Raw genomic sequence first — 23,907 nt, forward strand, 5'->3', positions numbered from 1 at the left:
CTGCCATGACCTACCGCTACCACTGCACCATCCCAGCGGACAACGGCCGCAACACGTTGCCGGTCAACCCGTGCCAGCTGCTCGACTTCACGCTGCTCAAGCTCGACGCGGGGCAGTCCTGGTCGGGGGAGTCGGGCGATCGGGAGATCCTCGCCGTCATCCTCGGCGGCCGGGCCACCTTCACCGTGGGCGAGCACAGGTTCGAAGGCGTCGGCGGCCGCGCCGACGTGTTCTCCGGCAAGCCGCATTCGGTGTACCTCCCGGCGGGCAGCACGGTCACGGTCGAGGCCCTCGAGCCGGTGGAAATCGCGTTGCCAAGCGCGCCAAGCGATCTGGCCGTGGATCCCTACGTCATCGAGCCGGAAGCGGTGGCCACCGGCCGGTGGGGCGCGGCCAACTTCGGGCGCAACTTCCACCAGATCCTCACCGAGGTCGCCCAGCCGGGCCTGCCTGCGGGCCGGCTCATCGTCGGCGAAACGTATACCCCGTCGGGCAACTGGAGCACCTATCCGCCGCACCGGCACAAGGAGGACAACCTTCCGGGCGAAGCCGCGCACGAGGAGATGTACTACTTCCGGGTCAGCGCGCCGGGCGGCTTCGGCATCAGCCGGGTCTACACCGACGAGGGTTACGAGGAGAACTTCACCGCTCGCGACCACAGCATGCAGATGATGCCGTCGGGCTACCACACGGTCGTCAGCGCGCCCGGCTACACCACCTACTACCTTTGGTTCCTGGCCGGGACTCAGCGCACCCAGGGCGCGCTGGAGGACGCCAACCTGGCCTGGGTCGGCGGCACCGTGCCAACCCTGCGCAAGCTAGGGCTCTGATCATGATCTTGGATAGTTTCCGCCTGGACGACCGGGTGGCCATCGTCACCGGCGGCAACCGCGGCCTGGGCCAGGCCGGAGCGATCGCGCTCGCCGAGGCGGGCGCTGACGTGGCGCTGCTCGACCGGACCGAGCCCGCTGAAACGCTGGCGCGGGTGCAGGCGCTGGGACGCCGAGCTTTTTGGGTGCCATGCGACCTGAGCGGTGCCACCGCGGCAGATCTCGCGGCAGCGGTCGGCTCGGTGGTGGATGGCTTGGGGCGGTTGGACATTCTGGTGAACAACGCCGGCATCATCCGGCGCGCCGACGCCCTCGACTACCCAACCTCCGACTGGGACGAGGTGCTCACCGTCAACCTCGACGCGGTCTTCCACCTGTGCCAGGCGGCGGGCCGGGTGATGGTGGCGCAGGGCAGCGGCAAGATCATAAACATCGCCTCGATGCTCTCCTTCCAGGGCGGCATCCGGGTGCCCGCCTATGCCGCCGCCAAGCACGCTGTCGTCGGTCTGACCAAGGCGCTGGCCAACGAATGGGCCGGGGCGGGAGTCAACGTCAACGCCATCGCCCCCGGCTACATGGCAACGGACAACACGCAGGCGCTGCGCTCCGATCCCGACCGTGCCCGGTCCATTGTGGAGCGAATTCCGGCCGGCCGATGGGGTACCCCCGAGGAGCTTATGGGGGTGGTGGTTTTCCTTGCCTCCGACGCGGCGCGCTATATGCATGCCGCGGTGGTGCCGGTCGACGGCGGCTGGCTCGCCCGATGACCGGCCCACGCTGGCTGCGCTGGCCGGCCGCCCTGCAAGAGGCGGGCTTGGCGTTCGGCGCCGACTACAACCCCGAGCAGTGGCCGCGCGAAACCTGGCCGGAAGACGTTCGCGCGATGCGCGAAGCCGGGGTGAACATCGTGACGCTGGGGGTCTTTTCCTGGGCGCAGCTGCAGCCCACCGCCGGCACCTGGTCTTTCGGCTGGCTCGACGAGGTGATGGATCTGTTGCACGACAACGGAATCGCCGTGGATCTGGCCACCGCCACCGCTTCCCCGCCACCCTGGCTGTCCAGGCTGCATCCCGAGATCCTGCCCGTCACCGCGCGGGGGGAGACGCTGTGGCACGGCGGCCGCCAGCATTGGCGACCCACCTCCCCGGTCTTTCGCGGCTACGCCCTGCGGCTGGTCGAGGCGATGGCCACCCGCTACGGCGGGCATCCGGCATTGGCCGCCTGGCATGTCTCCAACGAGCTGGGCTGTCACAACGTCTATGACTACTCCGACGACGCCGCCGCCGCGTTTCGCACCTGGCTGCGAGCGCGCTACGGCACCGTCGAGCAGCTCAACGAGGCCTGGGGCACCGCCTTCTGGTCGCAGCGCTACAGCGACTGGGAGGAGATCATTCCTCCGCGCCTGGCCGCCAGCTTCCCCAATCCCACCCAGCAGCTGGACTTCAAGCGCTTCTCCTCCGACGCGCTCAAGGACTACTTCCGCGCCGAGCGTGAAGTGCTGCGGGCGATCACCCCGGACATCCCGGTCACCACCAACTTCATGGTGACCGGCGACATCAACGGCATGGACTACGCCGATTGGGCCGGGGAGGTGGATTTCCTCGCCAACGATCACTATGTGACACAAGGCTTTCCGGAGTTGCTCTTCTGCGCCAACCTCACCGGCAACCTCGCCCAGGGGCGGCCGTGGTTCCTGATGGAGCACTCCACCAGCGCGGTCAACTGGCAGCCCATCAACGTGTCCAAACGCGACGGTGAGCTGGCCCGCGATTCACTTTCCCACGTCGCCCATGGCGCGGATGCGGTGTGCTTCTTCCAATGGCGGGCCGCCCGCGCCGGTGCCGAGAAGTATCACTCAGCGATGGTGCCTCATGCGGGTACGGACAGCGCCCTGTTCCGTTCCGTGGCCGACCTCGGGCGGGCGTTGCGGGCGCTCGCGCCGGTCGCCTCCACCCGCCGCAAGCCCGCGTCGGTGGCGATCCTGGTGGACTGGCCCTCCTGGTGGGCCTGTGAACAGGACTCCCATCCGACCGAGCGGCTCCGCTACAAGCAGGAGGCCCTCGACTGGTATATAGCGTTGCAGCAGCTGGGTGTGCGCGCCGACGTGGTCCCCTCGTCGGCCGCGCTTGACGGCTACGCCGTCGTGGTGGCGCCCATCCTGCACGTCGTCCCGCCCGCCCTCGCGACACGCCTCACCGATTACGTCACCGCCGGCGGCCACCTGGTCACCACCTACTTCTCCGGCATAGTCGACGAATCCGACCACATCATTCTCGGCGGTTACCCGGGCGCGCTGCGCGACCTGCTCGGCATCCGCATCGAGGAGTTCTCGCCGCTGCGCGACGGCGAGTCGGCTGACCTCGACAACGGCTGCACCGCAACGCTTTGGACCGATCGGATCGACCTGACCGACCCGGGTGTCGAGGTGTTTGCCCGCTACACCTCCGGTGAGCACTCGGGCCGCCCGGCGATCACCCACCGGCCCGTCGCCGGGGGTAGCGCCAGCTACGTGTCGGCCAGGCTCGGCCCGCACGGCCTTTCCCTTTTCCTGCAACGCTTTCTGGCGGTCGCCGACGTGCACAGCGAGCTGCCCGCCTCGGCCCGGGGGCGCGTCGAGCTGGCCATCCGCGAGGGCGATCAGGGCGAGTTCTGGTTCCTCATCAACCTCACCGACGATCCGGCCGGCGTCGAAGGGATCGAGGGCACTGTCCTCTACCCGCTGTCCGGCACCGAGCCGGGCGTGCTCGCCCCGCGTGGGGTGGCGGTGGTGCGGCGCGGCTAGCCGCCGGTGGCCGAACCGTTGCGGGGCAAGCCGTGGTGGCGCACCACCGCCGCCGCTTCGTAGCGGCTGGTGACCTCGAGCTTGCGCAGGATGTTGCTGATGTGCACGCTCACGGTTTTGGGGCTGATGAACAGCTTCTCGCCGATCTGACGGTTGGACCAGCCCGCCGTGATCCAGGCGAGCACCTCGGATTCCCGGCTGGTCAAGCCGAAAGCGGGAGCCTGCGCCGGAGCGGACGGGGCCGAGATCGGCAACCGGTGTAGACGGGCAACGGCTTCGATCTCGTTGAGCAGCGTGCGCGCGCCGAGCGCCGAGGCCTGGTGCGCCGCGATCGCGAGCATCTCCTGCACCCTGCGGCGCACCGCGGCGTCCGCACCCGCCCACGATGTGGCCTGGGCGACAAGGGCTGCCGCCGAGCGCCAGCCGCAATAGGCTGCCTGGTAAGGGCGGCGCAGGGCTGTCCACTGCTGGGTTGCCTCCTGCCACGCGTCGGGGTCGTCGGTCAGCTCGGCTTGGCACTGGCTGGCGTAGGCCTGCTGTTCGGGAAGCGCGGCCAGGCAAACCTGCGGATGGGACCCGGTGCGGGCCAGCAGCGTCAGCAGGTGGCCGGAGTGCGCGGCCTCACCCGTACCACACACGGCTTCCCAGGCCGAGATGAGCAGCCGCCTGGCCGCGGCGACGTCGCCGGCCCACATCGTCAGCTCGGCCTGCGCGATGCGCGTGTCCACAGAGGAAGCCGGGCGCGAGTGTCCGGCGGCCACCCCGTCGGCGGCCGCGCCCAGAGCCGCGTGCGCCGAGAGCGGGTCGCGCTGAATCGCGATGCGGCCCAGCAGCCGCTGTGCGGCGCGCACCGCGATCGGATCGCTGGCGCGTCCGGTGATCTGGCCGGCCAGGCAATGCGCCCTGTCCCAATGGCCAAGGGCGAACTCCGCCTCGGCGGCGTTGGCAAGCATCAGGTCGCCCCGGCCGCGGCTTTCGCCGATGACGGTGGCCAGCTCGTGGCCTTCCAGATTCACCTTGATGGCTTCGTCGAGGTTGCCCGCCAGGCGCAGCCCGCAGGCGAGGTTGACGTAGGACACCAGCAGCTGGTCCGGGTCGGGGTCGGCCAAGGCGGCGCAATCGTTGCGGGCCTGGCGCAACTGGTCCAGGCCGGCGCCGATGTCACCGATCTTGATCTGGGTGATGCCCACCGCGATGCGTCCCTGGACCACGGCGAGCGGCACGCCGGAGGCGACCGCCTGACCGCCGAAGCGCAAAGCCTCACCGTGGTTGGACCACAACATCGCCACCCGGGCCTGACCGGCCACCAGCAGAGCGCTCATCATCGGATTATCTATCGCATGCGCTAGCCGGGGCCTGCGGAAACGTTACAGGGTAAGGAACCTGACACCGCCGATCTAAGGAGCTATCGCCCGGATCTAAGGAGATCACTCCGATGTGGCGGCGCTGGAACGCCCATAGCGTCGAAGGCATGCAGCTTCTCATCGCAGCGATGACATTGGCCGCCGGCCTGCACATGCCGGCAGCCACCACTTCGGCGTCGTGTGAGTTCGTGTATCTGCGTGACAACGCTGGCTATTCGCAATGCCAATCCGGCACCGGCTATCAGCACCGAGCCGACGGCTGGTGTTTCTGGGCCGGGATCGGTGATCCGGAAGACATCAGCGAATACGCCAAAGTTGGTCCCTGGGCCGATCCCACGGGCCGCTCACCGGTGTCCTGCCCGAAGTTCTACTACCTGTCCGCCGATATCGAAACCAGATAAGGAGAAACGATGAACATCAGAACGAAAGCCGCCGCAGCGGTGTTGGCCGCAGCCATCATCGCCACCGCGGCACCGGCCTACGCGGATTCCGCCGGCGATCCGCCGCCACCGTTGCCGCACTGCGAATTCACCTTCAAATCGCTGAAGGCCATCAATCTTTGGGACGACGGCGACTCCGATTTTGTTTACTTTCAGACTGACGGACGCAACTGGCCGGGCGGCGGTAAGTCGATCAAGTTCTTCCTCAACAGCGTGCACACCGCGGCGGCGTTCGACTATCCCACCGCGTCGGCCAACATCATCGTGCGCAGCTTCGGCCTCAACGTGGTCGTGGACGAGCCCTGGCCGCGGCCAAATGTCGATGTCCCGCCACAGCCTCAGCAGCTGCTGTGCGGCGTCGGCCCGTCGGGAACCAACCAGACCAGGCAATTCAGTAACGGCGATGCGCAGTATGAGCTGACCTACGACCTGACCCTGCCCCACCTCTAGCACCCCCGCGCCCGCCAGGCTCCGGCCTGGCGGGTTCACATGTGCTCTGTCCGCAGGTCACACCCCCTGTACCGGCGTATGATCAACAGTGGATATGCCATATATGAGAGAAGGCATCTGTGGTGGCGATCAGTCGGCGACCCGGTGCGGATCTGGGCGTCAAGGATGCGCCGAATCTGCGCGATCTTGGGGGCTGGCGGGCGCGTGGCGGCAAAGTCCGTAGCGGGGTGCTTTTTCGCACGGTTTCCATCACCGCACGCCAGGCGGAGCAGGCGGAGGCGTTTTCCAGACTCGGGGTCCGTTACATCTACGATCTGCGCACGGCCGACGAGCGCAAACTGGAACCAGACAAGGTTCCGCCCGGCGTCGATTACATCTCCATCGATGTGCTGAGCGATCTCAACAGCGCGGCGGGGCCGGCACGGCTGGTCAACGCGATGTCGGACCCGGAAGCCGTCGAGATGATTCTGCGCAGCCCTGACACCGCCGCCCGGATAGAGGCGAGCTTCCGCAGCATGATCAGCCTGCCGAGTGCTCTAGCCGGATATCGCCAGCTGTTCATTGATCTCGCCGAGTCCGAAGGCGGGTCTTCGGTGATCCACTGCACCACGGGCAAGGACCGCACCGGCTGGGCCTCGGCGGCTCTGCTGCTGCTCCTGGGCGTATCCGAGGACGACGTCTACGCCGACTATCTGCTCACCAACAAGCAGCTGCTTCCCGCGTTGCAGCCGATCGTGGACGATTTTGTCGCCGCCGGCGGCAACCCCAGTCTCCTCAAACCGATTCTGAGCGTGGAAGCCGAGTACCTCGACACCACAGTTGACGAGATGCGGCAACGGTTCGGCTCCATCGAAGGCTATTTCTACGACGGGTTGCAGCTGGACAGAAGCGTCGTGGAACGGCTCCGGGCAGCCTTCATCGAACGCGACTGAGACCGAAGCGTCAGGTTGTGCGGGTGAGCCGCCACCACGGTGTCGCCTCGGCGATGGCGCCTTCGGCGTGCAGATCGGCGGTGGCGGTCGCCTCCCCGGCGGTAATCGTGACCACCCCGAGCACCTGGCCGGCCGTCAGCTGCGTGCCCGCCGAGACGGTCTGCAGGGACACCGTCACCGGCATGCCCGGCCAGCCGAGCACCTCGACCGCCGTGGCGACCTTCACCCTGGTCGACTGCTTCCACGCTGAGGTAGCCGGGCCGAGGTCCGTCCCGGCGGCCACCACCGTGAAGATCTGCAGCGCTGACCGCAGCGCGCCAAGCAGCTTGCGGACCGCGGTGTTGGTCGCCGCCAGCTGGCTGGGGGTGTCCCGTCCGGGCTGGTTGAAGACCGCGCCGTAAACGGTCACCTCACGCGTGCCGACCGGGTAGCGCGCGGCGAAGAGGAGGTTTCCGCCCGCCTGGTCGGTCGAGCCGGTCTTGATGCCGATCACGCCGTCCACGCCGAGCAGATCGTTGTAGTTCTTGATCGTGCCGACTACCGGGATGCTCGCCGACTTCAGGGCCACGATTTCGGCGAAGGCGGGCATCGCCATCACCTTTTCGGCAAGGATCACCTGATCGGCGGCGCTGCTGACGGTGTCGGGGTCGAACCCGGCCGCGTCGGCGTAACGGGTGTTGGTCATGCCGAGCTCGGTGGCCGTCGCGTTGAGCTGAGCCACGAACGCGGCCGGGGTGCCCGAGTGGAAACGGCCCAGGGTCTGGGCGATGTTGTTGGCACTGGGCAGCATGAGGGCCTGCAACGCCTGGCGCAGCGTGAGCACCTCGTTGACCCGCACCTCCACCAGCGACTGCCCGGACGGGATCCGCGCCTTGAAGTCGTTGACGTCCGCCTGGGTAATCGTGATCTTGGGCCCCGGCTCGCCGACCCCGAGCGGATACTTCTTCAGCACCACGTAGGCGGTCATCACTTTCGCGACGCTGCCGATCGGAGTGGACTTGGCCTCGCCGAAGCTACCGAAACGCCCAACGCCGGCCACGTTGAGCACGGCCTGCCCCTCGGTGGGCCACGGGATGACAGGCGCGGCGCCGGGCAGGGCGGTCAGCGCCGGCGCGGCGAGCTGCATGCCGATCGCGGGCACATCCCGGGCCAGCTGCAGGCCGGAGCCCAGAGCGAGCATGCCGGACAGCAGCCCGACGATTCCGAGCAGCAGTATTCCCCGTCGCCTCACCGGTGGCCTCCTCATCGCCGGATTTCGACGTCAGCGAGGCAGAATACGTGGAGCCGACGGGCCAGCGCCACCCGCCGGTCAGGTGTGGGTGGGGAAGCCGAGGTTGATTCCGCCGTGACTCGGGTCGAGCCAGCGGCTGGTGACGACCTTGCCGCGGGTGAAGAAGTGCACGCCTTCCGCGCCGTGGGCATGGGTGTCGCCGAAGAGCGAGGACTTCCAGCCGCCGAAGGAGTAGTAGGCCATCGGCACCGGGATGGGCACGTTCACGCCCACCATCCCGACTTCGACCTCATGCTGGTACCGGCGTGCCGCGCCACCGTCGTTGGTGAAGATGGCTGTCCCGTTGCCGTAGGGCGTGGAGTTCACTAACTCCAGCGCCTGGTCGTAACCGGCCACCCGGGTCACCCCGAGCACCGGCCCGAAGATCTCGTCGGTGTAGATCGACATCTGCGGCGTCACGTGGTCGAAAAGTGTTGGCCCGAGCCAGAACCCTTCCCGCGCCTGTTCCGAGCGGCCGTCCACGACCAGCGCGGCGCCCGACTGCACGCCGGCGTCGATATAGGACGACACCTTGTCCCGGTGCGCCTCGGTGACCAGCGGGCCCATGTCCTTACCCAGCTTGATCTCACGTACCCGCTCGGCGATCTTCGCGACGAGCTGGTCGCCGATCGGATCGACGGCCACCACCATCGAGATGGCCATGCACCGCTCGCCGGCCGAGCCGAACCCGGCGTTGACCGCCGCGTCGGCGGCCAGATCGAGGTCGGCGTCGGGCAGCACCACCATGTGGTTCTTCGCCCCGCCCAGCGCCTGTACCCGCTTGCCGTGCGCGGTGCCGGTTTCGTAGACGTAGCGGGCGATCGGGGTGGACCCGACGAACGAGACGGCCTTGACCGTCGGGTTGGTCAGCAGCGCGTCGACGGCTTCCTTGTCGCCGTGCACCACGTTGAAGACGCCGTCGGGCAACCCGGCTTCGGCGAACCAGGCCGCCAGCATCACCGACGCGGAAGGGTCCTTCTCGCTCGGCTTGAGCACCACCGTGTTGCCGCAGGCGATGGCGATCGGCACGAACCACAGCGGCACCATGGCCGGGAAGTTGAACGGCGAGATCACCGCCACCACCCCGAGCGGCTGGCGGATCGAGTAGGAGTCCACGTCGGTGGAGACGTTTTCGGAGAATCCGCCCTTCATCGCCGACGGGATCCCGCACGCGAACTCGACGACCTCAAGCGCCCGCTGCACCTCCCCGAGCGCGTCGGAGTGCACCTTGCCGTGCTCGGCGCTGACCACGGCGGCCAGCTCGTCGCGCCGCTCGTGCAGCAGCTGCCGGAACGCGAACATGATGGTGGTGCGTTTGGCCAGCGACGCGTTCTTCCACGAGGCCGAGGCCGCCGAAGCGACCTCGACGATGGCCGCCACATCGGCGGCGGAGGCGAAGTCCACCATCGCGCTGTTCTCGCCGGTGGTCGGATCGTAGAGCGGGCCCTGCCGGGCGGCGCCCTGAGTCCAGGGCTTGCCCCCGACGAAATGGGTTACTGGATCGCGCATGACAGGATCTCCAGTCCTTCTTTTGCTTCGGCTTCGGTCAGGGTCAGCGGCGGGCCCATCCGGATCACATTTCCGTAGAGACCTCCCTTGCCTACCAACAGCCCAGCGGTCTTGCAGGCTTCCACCACGCGAAGGGTTTCGGCCGGGTCGGGCTCCAGGGTGCCCGGTTTGACGAACTCGACGGCGAGCATCAGCCCCTTGCCGCGCACCTCGGCGATGCTCGGGGCGTTCAGGTCGCGCAGGCCGTGGTGCAGAACCGCGCCGACGTGGGCGGCGTTGGCCTGAAGGTCGTGGGAGAGCAGGTAATCGATGACCGCGGCGCCGGCCGAGGCGGAAACCGGGTTGCCGCCGAAGGTGTTGAAGGAGGTCGCGGTCAGGCAGTCCATCACCTCGGGCCGGCCGATGACACCGCCCAGGGCGAATCCGTTGCCGACCCCCTTGGCGAAGGTGATCATGTCTGGTACCACATCATGGGCTTGATAGCCCCAGAAGTGACTGCCGGTGCGGCCCCAGCCGGTCTGCACCTCGTCGCTCACCCAGAGGATGCCGTGCTCGTCGAGCACCTCTTTGACGGCCTTGAAGTAGCCGTCGGGTGGGGCGACGAATCCGCCCACGCCCTGGATCGGTTCGGCGATAAGGCATGCCACGTCGCCGGCGGTGGTGGTGGCGAGCACCTCACGCAGATCGGCGACCGCGCGGTTGATGTAGTCGCGATCGGACAGCCCGGCGAAGACGCCGCGGATCCGGTCGCCGGAATGCAGATAGCTCACCGCAACCGGGGTCAGCGACGTCGCCGACCAGCCGCGGTTGCCGGTCACCCCGAGCGCGGCGAAGCTGCGCCCGTGATAGCTGTTGCGCATAGCCAAAATCTGGTTGGAGCGGCGGAACTGGGTGGCCAGCATCAGCGCGGTGTCGTTGGCCTCGGTGCCGGAGTTGGCCAGGAACACCTTGGCGTTTTCTATCCCCGACAGCTTGGCGATCTTCTCCGCGAGCTCGACCTGCTTGCGGATCAGGTACAGCGTGGAGGTGTGCGCGATGCCGGTGTCGAGCTGGGCGCGCACGGCATCGGAGATCTCGGCGACGTCATAGCCGATCATGTTGGTCAGCACCCCGCCGAAGAAGTCGAGGTAGGTGCGGCCTTGCGCATCGGTGACCCGGCATCCTGAGCCCGACACGATTTCGATCGGCTCGCCGTACAACGGACTGATCCACGACGGCAGCACCGCGCGGTGCCGAGCCAGCAGGTCATCATTCACAGCAACACTCCTATTCAGCGGGGGCCGCGAGGCAACCCACGATTGAGGCGGCTCGACGCTCGTTCCGGGCCCCCAGCCCGGGCGGCGTCGGCCAGAAGTTTTCCTAATTCGTCGAATCCCTCACGGACCAGACCAGCGGTGACCCGAAGGTGTGCCGTGGCAAGCGGGGTGACCTCGAAAGGGGTGCCCGGTGCCACGGCGATGGCGTTGGCGGCCAGGCTCACCAACGCCGCTTGCTGATCGGCCACCTCTAGCCACAGGTTGATCCCGTCGTCGGCGGTGGCCGTTATCCCTTGCTGGGCAAGGATTTGGAGCAATGCGGCGCGGCGGCGCGCATATTCGGACCGCGCCTGCTCCAGCAGTGCCGCCGTGCTCGGCGCGGTCAGCAGATCGAGCAGCACGTTCTGCAGCAGCCGGCTGGACCAGCCCGGCCCGAGCAGCCGCCGATCGGCCAGTGGTGAAATCACCTGCGCCGGGCCGATGACCGCGGCCAGGCGCAGGTCTGGGCCGAGGCTCTTGGCGAAGCTGCGGATGTGAACGGTGCGATGCGGCAAATGGACACCGAGGCTGACAACGGGCGCGCTCGCGATGCCGGCCGCGTGGTCGTCCTCGACGATGATCACGTCTGGATAACCGGACAGCACCTCCGCCAGCTGCGCTGCGCGCTGCGCGCTCATGCTCACCCCGGTCGGGTTCTGCGCGCGCGGCTGCAGCACCACGGCGACCGGGACTTCGCGTCTCAGCGCTTCCGCGAGCGCCTCGGGCACGATCCCGCTGCTGTCCATCGGCAGCCCGACCGGGTCGGCGCCGGTTTGTTCCAGCAGGTCGAGGATGGGTGGGAAGGTGGGATTCTCGACGAGCACGCGCTCGCCGAAGCGCACCACGACACCGATGGTGCGATCCAGCGCGTCCAGCGCCCCGTCCACGACGATGAGCTGGTCGGCGGGGTAGGGCAGGCTTGCCCGCAAATGCTCCTCCAGCGCGGGCAGCACCGGGTCGTCGAGGTAGCTGGTGGTCAGCCGCATGTCGCCGAGCCTGCGCAGGGTGTCGGTCAGGTCGGGGAGCAGATCGTGGTCGGGCACGCCGGTGGACAGGTCCTGCGCCGCGCCGCCCAGCAGCCCGGACATGTGCGAATAGCGCAGGCGGGCGCGCAGCCGCTCGCCGGAAAGCACGATCGTGCCGGAGCGGCCGCGGGTCGCGATCAGCCCGGCGCGGGTCAGCGAACTCCAGGCCTCACTCACCGTCGTCGGGCTGGTGCCCAGCTCGCGCGCCAGATCGCGGACCGTGGGAAGGCGTGCCCCGGGTGCCAGCTCGCCGCTGTGGATCAGCTGGCTGACCGCCACGGCAATGCCGCGCGCGCCCCTGTCCGTCACCGCGGTCGAGATCAACTGAAGCATTGGCACGGCCTTCGAGAACTGATCCTTGACAATTCCATCATTGTACGGCTAATCGTGTGTCATTAAATGTTCTACGGCATCATGCCTGTCCCAACAAGCAGTGACCCGTTATTTCTGTTTATCTGGAAGAACGCCGGATCCGACGAAGAGGAGGCGCTGCCCATGGCGAACATCGTTCGCGCTGCCCTGGTCCAGACATCGTGGACAGGGGACAAGGAGTCCATGATCAAGGCCCACGAGGAGTACGCGCGGCAGGCCGCGGCGCAGGGCGCCAAGGTGATCTGCTTCCAGGAGCTCTTCTACGGCCCGTACTTCTGCCAGGTGCAGGACCCACAGTTCTATTCCTACGCCGAGTCGGTCCCCGGGCCGACCGTCGAGCGTTTCCAGGCGCTGGCCGCCGAGCTCGGCATGGTGATGATTTTGCCTGTGTACGAGCAGGAGCAGCCGGGAGTCCTCTACAACACCGCGGCCGTGGTCGACGCCGACGGAAGCTATCTCGGCAAGTACCGCAAGACGCACATCCCTCAGGTGAAAGGCTTCTGGGAGAAGTTCTACTTCCGTCCGGGCAACCTGGGCTACCCGATCTTCGACACCGCGGTGGGCCGCATCGGTGTCTATATCTGCTACGACAGGCACTTTCCAGAAGGCTGGCGCGCGCTCGGGCTGGCGGGCGCCCAGATCGTGTTCAACCCGTCGGCCACCCACCGCGGGTTGTCGGCCTACCTGTGGAAGCTCGAGCAACCCGCCTCGGCGGTGGCCAACGAATACTTCATCGGCGCCATCAACCGGGTGGGCATCGAAGAGCTTGGGGACAACGACTTCTACGGCACGTCCTATTTCGTCGACCCGGAGGGCAAGTTCGTCGGCGAGCCGGCCGACGCGCACTCCCCGGAGCTGATCGTGCGCGATCTGGACATGGGACTGCTGGCGGAGGTGCGCGACCGATGGGCCTTCTACCGTGACCGGCGCCCGGACGCCTACGGCCCGCTGACCCAAGCCTGATCCGCCAATCCAGGAGGCACTCGTGTCCATTTTGATCACCGGCGGCACCGTCATCACGCCCACCGGATCCCATGCCGCCGACGTGCTGGTCGAAGGTGAGTCGATCGCCGCGTTGTTCGCACCCGGATTCGCCCCGGCGATCGACGGTGCCACGGTCGTCGACGCGTCCGGCAAGTTCGTCATCCCGGGTGGCATTGACGCGCACACCCACATGGAGCTCCCGTTCGGGGGCACTTTCGCCTCGGACACTTTCGACACCGGTACCAAGGCAGCGGCTTTTGGGGGAACCACCACCATCATCGACTTCGCGGTCCAGCGAACCGGGAAGAACGTCCACGAAGGACTGGCCGCCTGGCACGCCAAGGCGGATGGCAACTGCCACATCGACTACGGGTTCCATATGATCATTGGGGGAGTCGACGACGACTCGCTCAAGGCGATGGATGCGTTGGTGGACAACGAAGGTGTCTCAAGTTTCAAGCTCTTCATGGCCTATCCGGGCGTGTTCTACAGCGATGACGGCCAGATCCTGCGGGCGATGCAGAAGGCGCGCGAGAACGGCTCGATGATCATGATGCACGCCGAGAACGGCATCGCCATCGACGTTCTCATCCAGCAGGCGCTCTCCCGCGGCGAGACCGACCCGATCAACCACGGGCTGACCCGGCCGTCCGAATTGGAGGCCGAGGCCACCAGGCGGGCCATCTCGCTGGCGAAGGTGGCCGGCGACACGCCGCTCTACATCGTGCACCTGTCCGCCTACGAGGCACTGGCCGCGGTCGCGGAGGCGCGCGACAACGGGCGCAACGTCTTCGCCGAGACCTGCCCGCAATACCTCTACCTCACGCTCGAAGACCAGCTGGGCGCGCCCGGCTTCGAGGGCGCCAAGTGGGTCTGCTCCACCCCGTTGCGCACCAAACACGAGCCGCACCAACGGGATCTGTGGCGCGGTCTGCGCACCAACGACCTGGCCATCGTCTCCACTGACCACTGCCCCTTCTGTTTCAAGGACCAGAAGGAGCTCGGTCTGGGTGATTTCTCGAAGATTCCCAACGGGATCGGCGGCGTGGAGCACCGGGTGGATCTGCTCTACCAAGGTGTCGTCGACGGGAAGATCTCGCTGCAGCGCTGGGTGGAGACCATCGCCACCACCCCGGCGCGGATGTTCGGGCTCTACCCGCGCAAGGGCGTCATCGCGCCCGGCTCCGACGCCGACATCGTGGTCTACGACCCCAACGGGCGCACCAGGATCAGCGTCGACACGCATCACATGAACATGGACCACTCCGCCTACGAGGGGTACGAGATCGCGGGCAAGGTCGACACTGTGATCTCCCGTGGATCCGTCGTGGTGGCCGACGGCCAGTACCACGGCCGCAAGGGCCACGGCCGGTATCTGCCACGCGGGTTGTCCACCTACCTGGTCTAGCCCACCACCAACAAACGAAAGGATCCGGCGATGGATTTCGGCGTCGTTTTCCAGCTTGACCCACCGGCCAGGAAGGTCGTCGAGCTCGCGCAGAAAGCGGAGGCGGCCGGCTTCAGTCACGTGTGGTCGTTCGACTCGCACCTGCTGTGGCAGGAGCCGTACGTCATCTACAGCCTGATCCTCGCCAACACCGAGAAGGTGATCGTCGGCCCGATGGTGACCAATCCCGGCACCCGGGACGCCACCGTCACCGCAAGCACCTTCGCCACGCTCAACGAGATGTACGGCAACCGCACCATCTGCGGCATCGGCCGCGGCGACTCGGCCCGCCGCACGCTCGGCCTGCCGCCGATGGATCTCGCCGAGGTGCGCGAGTCGGTGGAGGTGATCCGCGAGCTGGCCAACGGCCGCGAGATCAGCTATCGCGGGACCAAGCTGCAGTTCCCGTGGGTCACCGACTCACAGCTTGAGATCTGGGTGGCCGCCTATGGCCCCAAGGCGCTCAAGCTCACCGGGGAGGTGGGCGACGGGTTCATCCTGCAACTGTCCGATCCCGACATCGCCGAGTGGATGATCAAAGCGGTGCGCGCCGCGGCCGCCAAGGCCGGGCGCGACCCCGCCGCGGTGAAGTTCTGCGTCGCGGCCCCGGCTCTGGTCGGTGACGACCTGGATCACGCCCGGGAACAGACCCGGTGGTTCGGGGGCATGGTGGGCAACCACATCGCCGACATCGTTGCCCGCTACGGCGACTCGGGCGCGGTGCCCAAGGCGCTTACCGACTACATCAAAGGCCGGCAGGGATACGACTACTCCGAGCACGGCCGGGCCGGCAACACGCATGCGGAGTTCGTGCCCGACGAGATCGTGGACAGGTTCTGCATCCTCGGTCCGGCCCAGGCTCACATCGACAAGCTGACCACGCTCAAAGAGCTTGGCGTGGACCAGTTTGCGGTCTATCTGCAGCACGACGACAAGGAGCACACGCTCAAGGCCTACGGCGAGACCATCATCCCGGCGGTCCGAGCGCTCGCGGCGTGACCTGGGTCGTGCTCGGGGCGGGCCTGCTCGGTCTCGTGGTCGGCTCGTTTCTCAACGTGGTCATCCATCGGGTACCGCGTGGGGAATCGCTGATCCACCCCGGGTCACACTGCCCGGCTTGCGGCACGCCGATCAAGCCGTGGCACAACGTCCCGGTGCTGGGCTGGCTGGTGTTGCGTGGCCGGTGCGCCAACTGCGGCTCGCCAATAAGCGTTCGCTACCCGCTGGTGGAGCTGGTGACTGCCGTGCTTTTCGCGGCGGTCACCTGGCGGCTGGCTGGGTTGAGCCTGGGCAGCGCGATCCCCGCCTACCTCTACTTCACCGCGATCGGGGTGGCGCTGGCCGCGATCGACCTGGATGTGCGACGGCTGCCCAACGCGATAGTGCTGCCGTCCTACCCTGTCCTGGCCGGGCTGCTCGCGATTTCGGCGGCGTGGCAACACGATTGGTGGCCGCTGCTGTGGGCGGTGGTTGGCGGCCTGGCCCTGTTCGGCCTCTATCTGGTGCTCGTGCTGATCTATCCGGCCGGAATGGGCTTCGGCGATGTCCGCCTGGCCGGGATCGTCGGCGGCGTTACCGCCTACCTGTCGTGGTCGGTCTTCGCCGTGGGCGCCTTCGCCGGGTTCTTGCTTGGTGCGGTTGCGGGTCTGGCGGTGATCGCGGCCCGGCGGGGTGACCGCCGGACCGCGTTGCCATTCGGCCCGTTCATGATCGCCGGTGCCCTGCTCGCCATTTTCGTGGGCGAGCCGGTCGCGGCTTGGTACCTGGACCTGTTGGGGCGCTAGCGTTGCACGCTCCAGCTGTAAATGGTCACGCCGCGTTTGCCCGCGACCGGCTCGCCGTCCGGGTCGTCGAGGCCGACCTTCACCCGCAGCCGCAACGCTTTCGGGTCGACGGCACAGGTGGCCTTCTCCGGACATACGTAGATGTTCAGCAGGACCACCGTGCGTCCGGGTACTTCCTCGACGATGGCGCCGGAACTCAACGGCGTGGGCAGCGTGGCGCTGGCGGGGGAGAAGAGGCTGAGCGAGCGGACAGTCAGCCCGCGGCTGAAATACTGGTCGGAGGACTTGCGCAGATCCAGATCCACCTTCGCTTGCGGCATGTAGACGTGGCCCTGGAAGTAGAAGACCACGTTGGTGGAGTGGTTGTCGGTAAGGATCACGCTGCATCTGGTTCCGCTGCCGCTGAACCGGGTCACGCAGCCAGTCTGCGCGGGCACCTCAAGCGGGGTTCCCGGGGCGAGCGTGGATCGCAGACCGTAGAGGGCGATGGCCGGTTTGTTGCTGTCGGCGGAAGGCGGGGCGCAGATTTCGACCCGGGCGGTGCCGGTCACCTTAAGCTGGGCCTCGCCGCCGAAGACGAACTGTGCGCCGTAGGGAGTGCTGGGGCTCGCCGGCTTGACGCAGTTGCTGGGAATCGCCGGCGGCGTCGCGGTCAGTGCCGTGGCCGACCCGGCCACCATGGTCGCCCGGTCTATCTCCCAAACGCCATTGAAAGCCAGATAGTAGGTGCCGGGCAGGAACTCGAAAACCGTTGCGGCGGAGCACTTGGACCAGGCCTCGTTGAGGTCCTTGAGGCTGGTGTAGACGCCCGGCTCGAAGGTGCGCTTGGCGGCACAAGCGGATATTTTCCCGGCTTTGGTCGGCGTCGCGGGCGAGGCGAAGCCCGGGTCGGTCTGGGCGGGCGCCGACGGCCCACACACCTTGCTGACGGTGGCGACGATGGTGCCGCTGCAGCTCTTCGCCTCGACCTTGCCGGTGACGTTGAGCTTGCCTTTGTCCATCACCAGGTTGCTGGCCGAGCCGACATCACCGGCGACATTCACTCCTTGTCCCGAGCCATTGGCCTTGATGTCGATCGCGGTCTCGGCCGCGGAGTTGTCCTGCAGCGCCAGAAGCGCCCAGCTGGACGGGTTTCCAGTGACATACCTCTGACTGGTGGTGGTGTCGAGCTGGCAGTCCACCACCACCGAGTCCGACTTCGTCCCGGCGGCGGGGTGGAAGTTGTCCAGCGTCCACCTGGTTCCAGCGTCGAAGCATTGCCCGGTGTCGCCGATGTATTCGCCCTTGCGCAGGGCATTGATGGCCACCTGGGCCGCGGCCTCGGCGGCGGCCGCGGTGGAGGCCTGCCTTCGCAGCGCCACCGTGGCCCGGATGTTCGCATCCGCGTAGGCCAGCACGGAGGCGATGGTCACCGCCACGACGGTGATGAAGATGAGCGCGATGACGAGAGCGGCCCCGCTGTCACCGCTGTCGCGGGCGGCCCGAAAACGTTGCCTGAGCGTCATGTCTGCCTCCGCTGGCCGGTGAGGTTGACGGTGAGGGTGTCGTCACTACCGGAGACCTGGATTTCGAGCCGCATCTCGATGGATTGCGGCACCGGCAGCCCGGCCCCGGCGCATTGCTGAACGGCTCGTGCCAAGTCTCTACAGGTGACGGTCACCGGACTGGCGGCAAGGTTGTGCGCGACGACGATGTCTTGCTTATCGCTCGCGTCGCAGCGAAGCCGATGCAGCTCCTGTCCCTTGACCACGTAGGCGACCACGACCACCGGCGGGGTCGAGGTGGCGGTGGTGGGGTTGTCGACCGCCAGCAGGATCCGTGGGTCCGCAGCGCCGGTCAGAAAGCAGGAATTGCCCAGCAACGTCTTGGAGTTCTCGGCCACCGACTGCCTGAAGACATAGGGCGCGTCGGACCAGTCGTGCGCGCCGATGCTCTGCACGTCCTGGGCGAAGTAAGCCGCGGCGATCTGCGCGTCGTGCGAGGCGGCGAGCCGATCGTTGGTGGCGTCGGTGTTTTTGAAGAAGACGATCAGGGCGTTGGCCAACGGCACCATGATGATGGTCAGCAGCACTACCGCCATGAGCAGCTCGATGAGGGTGACACCGCGGTCGTCGCGGCCCGTCAGCGGGTTTCTCAGCTGCATGGCGCATCCTCCGCGGGGGTGGCCGGCGGGTCCAGCAGCGGGGTGGTGTTCTTCGGCCGGCAGGGTTGGCGGATGGTGATTTCCAGCTTCTCCTCGACCGTGGCGCGGGAGGTGTCTTTCGCTTTGACCACCAACGAAAGCAACTGAACACCGTGGTCGGTACCCGAACAGCCCGCCACGAACTTCGACTGGGCGCTGTCCCAATACTTCACCGTCACCGAGCGGGCGTAGAGCGACCTGTCCGGCATTGGTATGTCGTAAAAGTTGCCATAGGTCGTCGCCGGATCGGAGGCGCAGTCGCGCGGCGCGTAGCCGGACGGGCGCTGCGCGACCCGGCTCTGGATCGCCTCGGCGAACTCTTTCACATAGCCCCCGGCGACCGTCTGGCGGCGGTGCAGATCGGAGGTGCGGATGCTGGTGGCGATCGCCCCCACCAGCGCCACAACCGCGGTGGCCATGATGGTCAATGCCACCAGCAGCTCGATCAGGCTCTCCCCGCGATCGTCGTGTGTGGACACAGGCTTCATCTACTTCACCTGATCGAAGATGCCGTACATGGCCGACACCATGGCGATCGCGACGAAGCCCACGATGAGGCCCATCACGATGATGACCGCCGGTTCGAAGAAGGCGGTCAGCCGCTTGAGCCGATAGTCGAGCTCGCCCTCGTAGTAGCGCGCCGTCACCTCGAGCTGCACGTCCAGGGTGCCGGTCTCCTCGCCGACGCGGATCATCCGGGCGGCGGTGGACGGGAACAGACCGGTGGCCGAAAGCGGCCGGGCCAGACCCTCGCCCTGCATCATCGCCTCGCCGACACTGCCGAGAGACCGCATGAAGACCCTGTTCCGCAAGGATTGCGTGGCCACGTGAAGCGCCTCGGGCAGGGCCACCCCGGCCGACGCCATCGAGGAGAGGACCCGGCAGAACCTTTCCACCAAAGCGAAGCGGAGGGTGGGCCCGAGCACGGGCAGGCGCAGCAGCAGGCTGTCCCGCACATAGCGGCCGCCGGAGCTGCGCGTGGCCACGAAGGAGATGAGCCAGAGCAGGGCGGCGCCGCCGAGCACGGCCCACCACCACTGCGCGAAGAAGTTGGTGACCCCCAACAGGATCCGCGTCGGCAACGGCAGCTCCGCGTTCAAGCCGTCGAAGAACACCCGGAACTTGGGCAGCACGAAAACCGCCATGACGACCACGGTCACCATCGACATGGCGGCGATGACGAGGGGATAGATGAGCGCAGAGGAGATCTTGCGCCTGGCCTCCAGGTCGCGCTCCAGGTAGGCGGCCAGCTGAGCCAGCACCACATCCAGCTGCCCGGTCAGCTCCGCCGAGCGCATGATGCCCCGGTAGTAGTCGGGGAACACCTTGGGATGGCGGTCCAGGCAGTCGGAAAGGCGCTCGCCGCGGTGCAGGCCGGCCTCGACGTCGGCCATCACCTTCTTCACGGTCGGATTCTTTGCCTCCTCGCCAAGGATCCGTACCGCCTCGATGAGCGGCAGACCGGCCCGCACGAAGGCGCCGAGCTGGCGTGACAGGTGCATGAGCTCGTCGCGCTTGACCCGCGAGGCGACGATCTCGAATTTGAGCACGTTGGTCATCTCTAGGTTCCTAAGACGTAGATGGAGCGCAACACTTCCGCCGGCGTGGTGACGCCGGATTCGACCAGGCGGGCCGCCTCCTGCTGCAGGGTGCGCATGCCTTCCAGCCGGGCGACCCGCAGGATTTCGTCGTGCGAGCCACGTTGCACGACCAGCTCGCGGATCCGGTCGCTGACCGGCATCAGCTCGTAGACGCCGACCCGGTCAAGGAAACCGGTCTGGGCGCAGAAGTTGCAGCCGTGCCCGCGCATGAAGCCGCCGATCGGCGCATGGCCGTCGATGGCGCGCAGCAGCGCCAGCTCCTCCGCCGGTGGCTGGTAGACCTCGCGGCAGTGCTCGCAGATCCGGCGGACAAGGCGCTGGGAGAGCACCGCGGTCACCGAGGAGGCGATGAGGAAACCCTCGATTCCCATGTCCAGCAACCGTTGCAGGGCGGCGGCGGTGTCGGTGGCGTGCAGTGAGGAGAGCACGAAATGACCGGTGAGCGCGGCCTGTACGGCGATGCGGGCGGTGTCCACGTCGCGGATCTCGCCGACCAGGATCACGTCCGGATCCTGGCGCAGGATCGAGCGCAGCCCACCGGCGAAGGTGATGCCGGCCTGCTCGTGGATCTGAATCTGGTTGGTGTTGGGGATGCGGTACTCGACCGGGTCCTCGATGGTCATGACGTTGCGCTCGGGGCTGTTGATCTCACCGAGCGAGCCGTAAAGAGTGGTGGTCTTGCCACTTCCGGTCGGCCCGGCGCAAATCACCATCCCGTAGGGCGCGCGCAGAATCCTGGCGTAGCTTTCCACCATCTCCGGTGGCATGCCGAGCTGGGGCAGCCGGTACAGCTGCCGGCTCTTGTCCAGCAACCGCATCACCACCTTCTCGCCCTCGATGACCGCGGTGGTGGAGACGCGGATGTCGACGCTGCGGCCCTCGATCTCCATGCTGATCTGGCCGTCCTGGGCGCGGCGGCGCTCCACGATGTTGAGCCCCGCGAGGATCTTGACGCGGCTGACCACCACCGGGCCCATCGAGCTCGGCAGGTCGAGCACGTCGTGCAGCACGCCGTCGATGCGGTAGCGCACCAGCACCCGCTCCGGGTGGGGCTCGATGTGGATGTCGGATGCCCTGTCCCGCAACGCCTGCGTGATGATCATCTGTACCACCCGCACGATCGGCGCATCGTCACTGGCGTCGTCGTTGGGCTTGCTGTCGCGGCGAAGCGTATGCGTCGCTTCGAAAGCGCGCACCTGTGAGTCGATACCCGTCAATGCGCGGTAGCTGTTGCCGATCGCGCGCAGGATGTCCGAGCGGGTGGCCATGCGCATCAGCACCGGCCGCCCGAGCGCGTCGCGCAGCAACGCCGCCAGGCCCTCCACCGGGAACGCCACCGCCACCTCGACCGCGTCGCCGCGCAGGGCAAGCGGAATGGCGAGCAGCTCGCGGGCGCCGGCCTCGTCCAGCAGCGCGGTGGCCTGCGGCGACGGGGTCACCTCGCGCAGATCGACCAGCTCCAGGCGGCGCTGCCGCGCCACCACCGCCGTCAGTACCCGCTCGTCGAGCACCCCGGCCTCGATGAGCTGCTCGCCAAGGAAACGCGGGACTCCGCGCTGCGATGCGGTCAGCGCCGCGACCACCTGCTTGGCCGTGGCCAGCTTCGCGTCGACCAGAATCTCGCCCAGCCGCTGCCCGCCCGCGTGCACCGACATCTCGGCCGGCCGCCGCGGCGCGACCATGGCCGGCGCCTCCGGCGCGGCTGGAACCGGTTGGCGGCCACGCGATCCGAGCTTCATGACGGTTCCACTTCGCGCGGGTAGAGGCTGCGGGCCACCGCGTCGTCGTAGGAGACCGTGCGGGCGCGGATCAGGGCGTTGAGCGACTGCTCGAACGTGATCATGCCTTCCCGCTGGCCGGTGACGAGGGCGTTGCGCAGCTGGTGCGTCTTGCCTTCCTTGATGAGGTTGCGGATCGCGGTGTTGGCCACCATGACCTCATGCGCGGCAACGAGACCGCCGCCGATCTTGGGGAGCAGGCGCTGGTACACGATGCCGGTGAGCGCGGCGGCCAGCTGGGTGCGCACCTGGGCCTGCTGATCGGCGGGGAAGACATCGATGATGCGGGCCAGGGCTTGGGCGGTGTCGTTGGTGTGCAAGGAGGCGAGCACCAGATGACCGGTCTCGGCGATGGTGAGCGCGAACCGGATCGACTCCAGGTCACGCATCTCGCCCACGAGCACCACATCGGGGTCGTTGCGCATGCTGGCGCGCAGCGCGTCGGCGAACGAGACCGTGTCGGTGCCCACCTCACGCTGGCTTATCGTGGCCCGCTTGTGCTTGTGCAGGTACTCGATCGGGTCCTCGATGGTGATGATGTGACAGGCCCGCTCGGAGTTGATCTGGTCGATCATCGCGGCGAGCGTCGTCGATTTGCCCGAGCCGGTCGGCCCGGTGACGAGGATCAGGCCCTGGTGCATAGAGGTGAACTCGCGCAACGGTTTCGGCAGGCCCAGCTCGTCCATGGTCGGGATCTCCATCGGGATGATCCGCAATGTCACGGCGGTGAAGCCGCGCTGGCTGAACGCGTTGCCGCGGACCCGGGCCATGTTGCGCCAGGTCACCGAGAAGTCGTACTCCTGGCGCACGTCCAGCGAGGCGGCCTGTGCTTCGGTGAGCAACTCGGCGAGCAGGGCGTCGGTCTCGCTGCCGGTGAGCATAGGCGCGCCTGGTACCGAACAAAGCTGCCCGTGCAACCGCATTTGAGGCGGCCGGCCCATGGTCAGCAGCAGATCGGTGGCGCCCGCGGACCAGACGGCGTCGAGCAGGCCGTCGATTCCCGGACCGGTGACCGGTCGCTCATGCATTGGTTAAACCCTTCAGCGGAAAGCCAGTGCGGGAAGGCCGCTGGCGCCAGCGGCCTTCCCGGGTACCGGGGTGAGAAGTCGTCAGCAGGCCTCGACGGCGGTATCGGGGGTCACTCCGTCGGCGGCAAACTTGAAAGCCTTCACGTCGCCGTTGGTGTCCAAGGAAATGTGGTAGTTCTTGTTGTTCGACGGGGCCTCCTTGAGGAAGTCCTCGGTCACCAGCGCGCCCAGGCGGGCGGCGTCGGTGGCGCCGGCCGGGTAGGCGGACTTCTCGGCGAAGTAGGCCTCGACCGCGGTCATCACGGTGCGCTTGTCCGCGTCGCAGGCCGCAGTGACGCCGCGGTCGTTGATGCCGCTGACGGCCAGGACGACGACACCGGCGAGCACGCCGAGGATCACGATGACGATCAGAAGCTCGATGAGGGTGAAGCCGTTCTGGTTCTTACGAGCGGCTCGCAGGCGCTGAAGCACGAAGTGTCTCCTCGATGAAAGGGTGAGAGAAACCGCCGGCGAGGGTTAGGTGATCTCGGGGGCGGCGTTGGCAGACCGTACCCGTCACCGAGAGCGACGACTAGCCCACGCAACTGGGCGCTTTTGCCATCGGAGATGCGCTTTGTGGCGACATTTGGGCAGGTTCTTGCCGCAAGTCAAGATGATTCACCGAGCAGAGATCACCTGAACACGGATCGGCACTGACCAGTTGGTTTTACGTTCAACGACACTCGGCTCATCCGCGTTTGACCTGCTCGGAGGCCAAGAGTGGCCTGCCGGAGCCGCCCGGCCGCCGGGAGGCCAGGCGAGATCATCCAATGGCGGCTCGCCGCTCCAAGCGGC

Annotated in this window: 22 protein-coding genes; 10 read left to right on the forward strand and 12 right to left on the reverse strand. The window is 67.2% G+C overall.

What is annotated here, in order from left to right; genetic code table 11:
- The first annotated feature begins 5 nt into the window (after nt 1–5).
- The 3 genes from iolB to Rhe02_RS17810 are packed head-to-tail and all read left to right on the forward strand — an operon-like array spanning nt 6 to nt 3,612.
- Nucleotides 6–830, forward strand: a complete 825-nt coding sequence (iolB, locus tag Rhe02_RS17800) for a 5-deoxy-glucuronate isomerase (protein ID WP_203909357.1) — start codon at nt 6–8, stop codon at nt 828–830.
- 2 nt (nt 831–832) lie between these two features.
- On the forward strand, nt 833–1,597 hold the full coding sequence (gene kduD, locus Rhe02_RS17805) for a 2-dehydro-3-deoxy-D-gluconate 5-dehydrogenase KduD (RefSeq protein ID WP_203909358.1): 765 nt from the start codon (nt 833–835) through the stop codon (nt 1,595–1,597).
- Nucleotides 1,594–3,612 carry a beta-galactosidase gene (locus tag Rhe02_RS17810; RefSeq protein ID WP_203909359.1) on the forward strand — a complete coding sequence of 673 codons (2,019 nt, stop codon included), beginning with the start codon at nt 1,594–1,596 and terminating at the stop codon, nt 3,610–3,612. The genes kduD and Rhe02_RS17810 overlap by 4 nt, the downstream gene beginning before the upstream one ends.
- Here Rhe02_RS17810 and Rhe02_RS50535 read toward each other — a convergent pair.
- The gene (locus tag Rhe02_RS50535; RefSeq protein WP_275412622.1) at nt 3,609–4,934 is read right to left on the reverse strand and encodes a helix-turn-helix transcriptional regulator; all 1,326 of its coding nucleotides are present in this window, start codon (nt 4,932–4,934) and stop codon (nt 3,609–3,611) included. The genes Rhe02_RS17810 and Rhe02_RS50535 overlap by 4 nt on opposite strands.
- Before the next feature lie 149 nt (nt 4,935–5,083).
- Here Rhe02_RS50535 and Rhe02_RS17820 point away from each other — a divergent pair, with 149 nt between their 5' ends.
- The 3 genes from Rhe02_RS17820 to Rhe02_RS17830 all read left to right on the forward strand — a co-directional run bounded on the left by Rhe02_RS17820 (nt 5,084) and on the right by Rhe02_RS17830 (nt 6,798).
- A complete protein-coding gene (locus Rhe02_RS17820; RefSeq protein WP_203909360.1) occupies nt 5,084–5,377 on the forward strand; it encodes a hypothetical protein in 294 nt (97 codons plus the stop codon).
- Between the two features lie 9 nt (nt 5,378–5,386).
- Nucleotides 5,387–5,866, forward strand: a complete 480-nt coding sequence (locus tag Rhe02_RS17825) for a hypothetical protein (protein WP_203909361.1) — start codon at nt 5,387–5,389, stop codon at nt 5,864–5,866.
- 119 nt (nt 5,867–5,985) lie between these two features.
- On the forward strand, nt 5,986–6,798 hold the full coding sequence (locus Rhe02_RS17830) for a tyrosine-protein phosphatase (protein ID WP_203909362.1): 813 nt from the start codon (nt 5,986–5,988) through the stop codon (nt 6,796–6,798).
- A gap of 10 nt (nt 6,799–6,808) precedes the next feature.
- On the opposite strand, the gene Rhe02_RS17835 is transcribed toward Rhe02_RS17830, so the two are convergent.
- The 4 genes from Rhe02_RS17835 to Rhe02_RS17850 all read right to left on the reverse strand — a co-directional run bounded on the left by Rhe02_RS17835 (nt 6,809) and on the right by Rhe02_RS17850 (nt 12,230).
- Nucleotides 6,809–8,029, reverse strand: a complete 1,221-nt coding sequence (locus Rhe02_RS17835; RefSeq protein WP_203909363.1) for a D-alanyl-D-alanine carboxypeptidase family protein — start codon at nt 8,027–8,029, stop codon at nt 6,809–6,811.
- 78 nt (nt 8,030–8,107) lie between these two features.
- On the reverse strand, nt 8,108–9,577 hold the full coding sequence (locus tag Rhe02_RS17840; protein WP_203909364.1) for a CoA-acylating methylmalonate-semialdehyde dehydrogenase: 1,470 nt from the start codon (nt 9,575–9,577) through the stop codon (nt 8,108–8,110).
- Complete coding sequence (locus Rhe02_RS17845) at nt 9,562–10,833, reverse strand: aspartate aminotransferase family protein (protein WP_203909365.1); 1,272 nt, start codon at nt 10,831–10,833, stop codon at nt 9,562–9,564. Before Rhe02_RS17845 ends, Rhe02_RS17840 begins: the two co-directional genes overlap by 16 nt.
- A 14-nt stretch (nt 10,834–10,847) precedes the next feature.
- Nucleotides 10,848–12,230, reverse strand: a complete 1,383-nt coding sequence (locus Rhe02_RS17850; RefSeq protein WP_203909366.1) for an aminotransferase-like domain-containing protein — start codon at nt 12,228–12,230, stop codon at nt 10,848–10,850.
- A 162-nt stretch (nt 12,231–12,392) separates the two neighbouring features.
- On the opposite strand from Rhe02_RS17850, the gene Rhe02_RS17855 reads away from it, so the two are divergent.
- Genes Rhe02_RS17855 through Rhe02_RS17870 form a run of 4 tightly spaced genes read left to right on the forward strand, consistent with a single transcriptional unit; the run spans nt 12,393 to nt 16,484 of the window.
- Nucleotides 12,393–13,232, forward strand: coding sequence for a nitrilase-related carbon-nitrogen hydrolase (locus tag Rhe02_RS17855; RefSeq protein ID WP_203909367.1), 840 nt, complete (start codon nt 12,393–12,395; stop codon nt 13,230–13,232).
- Between the two features lie 22 nt (nt 13,233–13,254).
- Nucleotides 13,255–14,661, forward strand: a complete 1,407-nt coding sequence (hydA, locus tag Rhe02_RS17860; protein ID WP_203909368.1) for a dihydropyrimidinase — start codon at nt 13,255–13,257, stop codon at nt 14,659–14,661.
- A gap of 30 nt (nt 14,662–14,691) precedes the next feature.
- Complete coding sequence (locus tag Rhe02_RS17865) at nt 14,692–15,699, forward strand: TIGR03842 family LLM class F420-dependent oxidoreductase (protein WP_203909369.1); 1,008 nt, start codon at nt 14,692–14,694, stop codon at nt 15,697–15,699.
- Nucleotides 15,696–16,484 carry a prepilin peptidase gene (locus tag Rhe02_RS17870; protein ID WP_203909370.1) on the forward strand — a complete coding sequence of 263 codons (789 nt, stop codon included), beginning with the start codon at nt 15,696–15,698 and terminating at the stop codon, nt 16,482–16,484. The genes Rhe02_RS17865 and Rhe02_RS17870 overlap by 4 nt, the downstream gene beginning before the upstream one ends.
- On the opposite strand, the gene Rhe02_RS17875 is transcribed toward Rhe02_RS17870, so the two are convergent.
- From Rhe02_RS17875 to Rhe02_RS17905, 7 genes are all read right to left on the reverse strand, one after another.
- Nucleotides 16,481–17,989: a hypothetical protein gene (locus Rhe02_RS17875; RefSeq protein ID WP_203909371.1), complete on the reverse strand. Its 1,509-nt coding sequence runs from the start codon at nt 17,987–17,989 to the stop codon at nt 16,481–16,483. The genes Rhe02_RS17870 and Rhe02_RS17875 overlap by 4 nt on opposite strands.
- Nucleotides 17,986–18,627, reverse strand: a complete 642-nt coding sequence (locus Rhe02_RS17880; RefSeq protein WP_203909372.1) for a PulJ/GspJ family protein — start codon at nt 18,625–18,627, stop codon at nt 17,986–17,988. Before Rhe02_RS17880 ends, Rhe02_RS17875 begins: the two co-directional genes overlap by 4 nt.
- The gene (locus tag Rhe02_RS17885) at nt 18,618–19,154 is read right to left on the reverse strand and encodes a type IV pilus modification PilV family protein (protein ID WP_203909373.1); all 537 of its coding nucleotides are present in this window, start codon (nt 19,152–19,154) and stop codon (nt 18,618–18,620) included. The genes Rhe02_RS17880 and Rhe02_RS17885 overlap by 10 nt, the downstream gene beginning before the upstream one ends.
- On the reverse strand, nt 19,155–20,225 hold the full coding sequence (locus tag Rhe02_RS17890; RefSeq protein ID WP_203909374.1) for a type II secretion system F family protein: 1,071 nt from the start codon (nt 20,223–20,225) through the stop codon (nt 19,155–19,157).
- A gap of 2 nt (nt 20,226–20,227) precedes the next feature.
- Entirely contained in the window at nt 20,228–22,006 is a 1,779-nt protein-coding gene (locus Rhe02_RS17895) for a GspE/PulE family protein (protein ID WP_203909375.1), read from the reverse strand.
- On the reverse strand, nt 22,003–23,073 hold the full coding sequence (locus Rhe02_RS17900) for a type IV pilus twitching motility protein PilT (RefSeq protein ID WP_203909376.1): 1,071 nt from the start codon (nt 23,071–23,073) through the stop codon (nt 22,003–22,005). The genes Rhe02_RS17895 and Rhe02_RS17900 overlap by 4 nt, the downstream gene beginning before the upstream one ends.
- A gap of 81 nt (nt 23,074–23,154) precedes the next feature.
- Nucleotides 23,155–23,544: a competence type IV pilus major pilin ComGC gene (locus Rhe02_RS17905; protein WP_203909377.1), complete on the reverse strand. Its 390-nt coding sequence runs from the start codon at nt 23,542–23,544 to the stop codon at nt 23,155–23,157.
- Between the last annotated feature and the right edge of the window lie 363 nt (nt 23,545–23,907).

Origin of the sequence: Rhizocola hellebori, from assembly GCF_016862955.1 — a bacterium.
Lineage (GTDB): Bacteria > Actinomycetota > Actinomycetes > Mycobacteriales > Micromonosporaceae > Rhizocola > Rhizocola hellebori.

Bases quoted from the DNA above. Each gene is read 5' to 3' on its own strand.
- iolB (WP_203909357.1), top strand. From the start codon at position 6: ATGACCTACCGCTACCACTGCACCATCCCAGCGGACAACGGCCGCAAC.
- kduD (WP_203909358.1), top strand. From the start codon at position 833: ATGATCTTGGATAGTTTCCGCCTGGACGACCGGGTGGCCATCGTCACC.
- Rhe02_RS17810 (WP_203909359.1), top strand. From the start codon at position 1,594: ATGACCGGCCCACGCTGGCTGCGCTGGCCGGCCGCCCTGCAAGAGGCG.
- Rhe02_RS50535 (WP_275412622.1), bottom strand. From the start codon at position 4,934: ATGAGCGCTCTGCTGGTGGCCGGTCAGGCCCGGGTGGCGATGTTGTGG.
- Rhe02_RS17820 (WP_203909360.1), top strand. From the start codon at position 5,084: ATGCAGCTTCTCATCGCAGCGATGACATTGGCCGCCGGCCTGCACATG.
- Rhe02_RS17825 (WP_203909361.1), top strand. From the start codon at position 5,387: ATGAACATCAGAACGAAAGCCGCCGCAGCGGTGTTGGCCGCAGCCATC.
- Rhe02_RS17840 (WP_203909364.1), bottom strand. From the start codon at position 9,577: ATGCGCGATCCAGTAACCCATTTCGTCGGGGGCAAGCCCTGGACTCAG.
- Rhe02_RS17850 (WP_203909366.1), bottom strand. From the start codon at position 12,230: ATGCTTCAGTTGATCTCGACCGCGGTGACGGACAGGGGCGCGCGCGGC.
- Rhe02_RS17855 (WP_203909367.1), top strand. From the start codon at position 12,393: ATGGCGAACATCGTTCGCGCTGCCCTGGTCCAGACATCGTGGACAGGG.
- Rhe02_RS17865 (WP_203909369.1), top strand. From the start codon at position 14,692: ATGGATTTCGGCGTCGTTTTCCAGCTTGACCCACCGGCCAGGAAGGTC.
- Rhe02_RS17875 (WP_203909371.1), bottom strand. From the start codon at position 17,989: ATGACGCTCAGGCAACGTTTTCGGGCCGCCCGCGACAGCGGTGACAGC.
- Rhe02_RS17880 (WP_203909372.1), bottom strand. From the start codon at position 18,627: ATGCAGCTGAGAAACCCGCTGACGGGCCGCGACGACCGCGGTGTCACC.
- Rhe02_RS17885 (WP_203909373.1), bottom strand. From the start codon at position 19,154: ATGAAGCCTGTGTCCACACACGACGATCGCGGGGAGAGCCTGATCGAG.
- Rhe02_RS17890 (WP_203909374.1), bottom strand. From the start codon at position 20,225: ATGACCAACGTGCTCAAATTCGAGATCGTCGCCTCGCGGGTCAAGCGC.
- Rhe02_RS17895 (WP_203909375.1), bottom strand. From the start codon at position 22,006: ATGAAGCTCGGATCGCGTGGCCGCCAACCGGTTCCAGCCGCGCCGGAG.
- Rhe02_RS17900 (WP_203909376.1), bottom strand. From the start codon at position 23,073: ATGCATGAGCGACCGGTCACCGGTCCGGGAATCGACGGCCTGCTCGAC.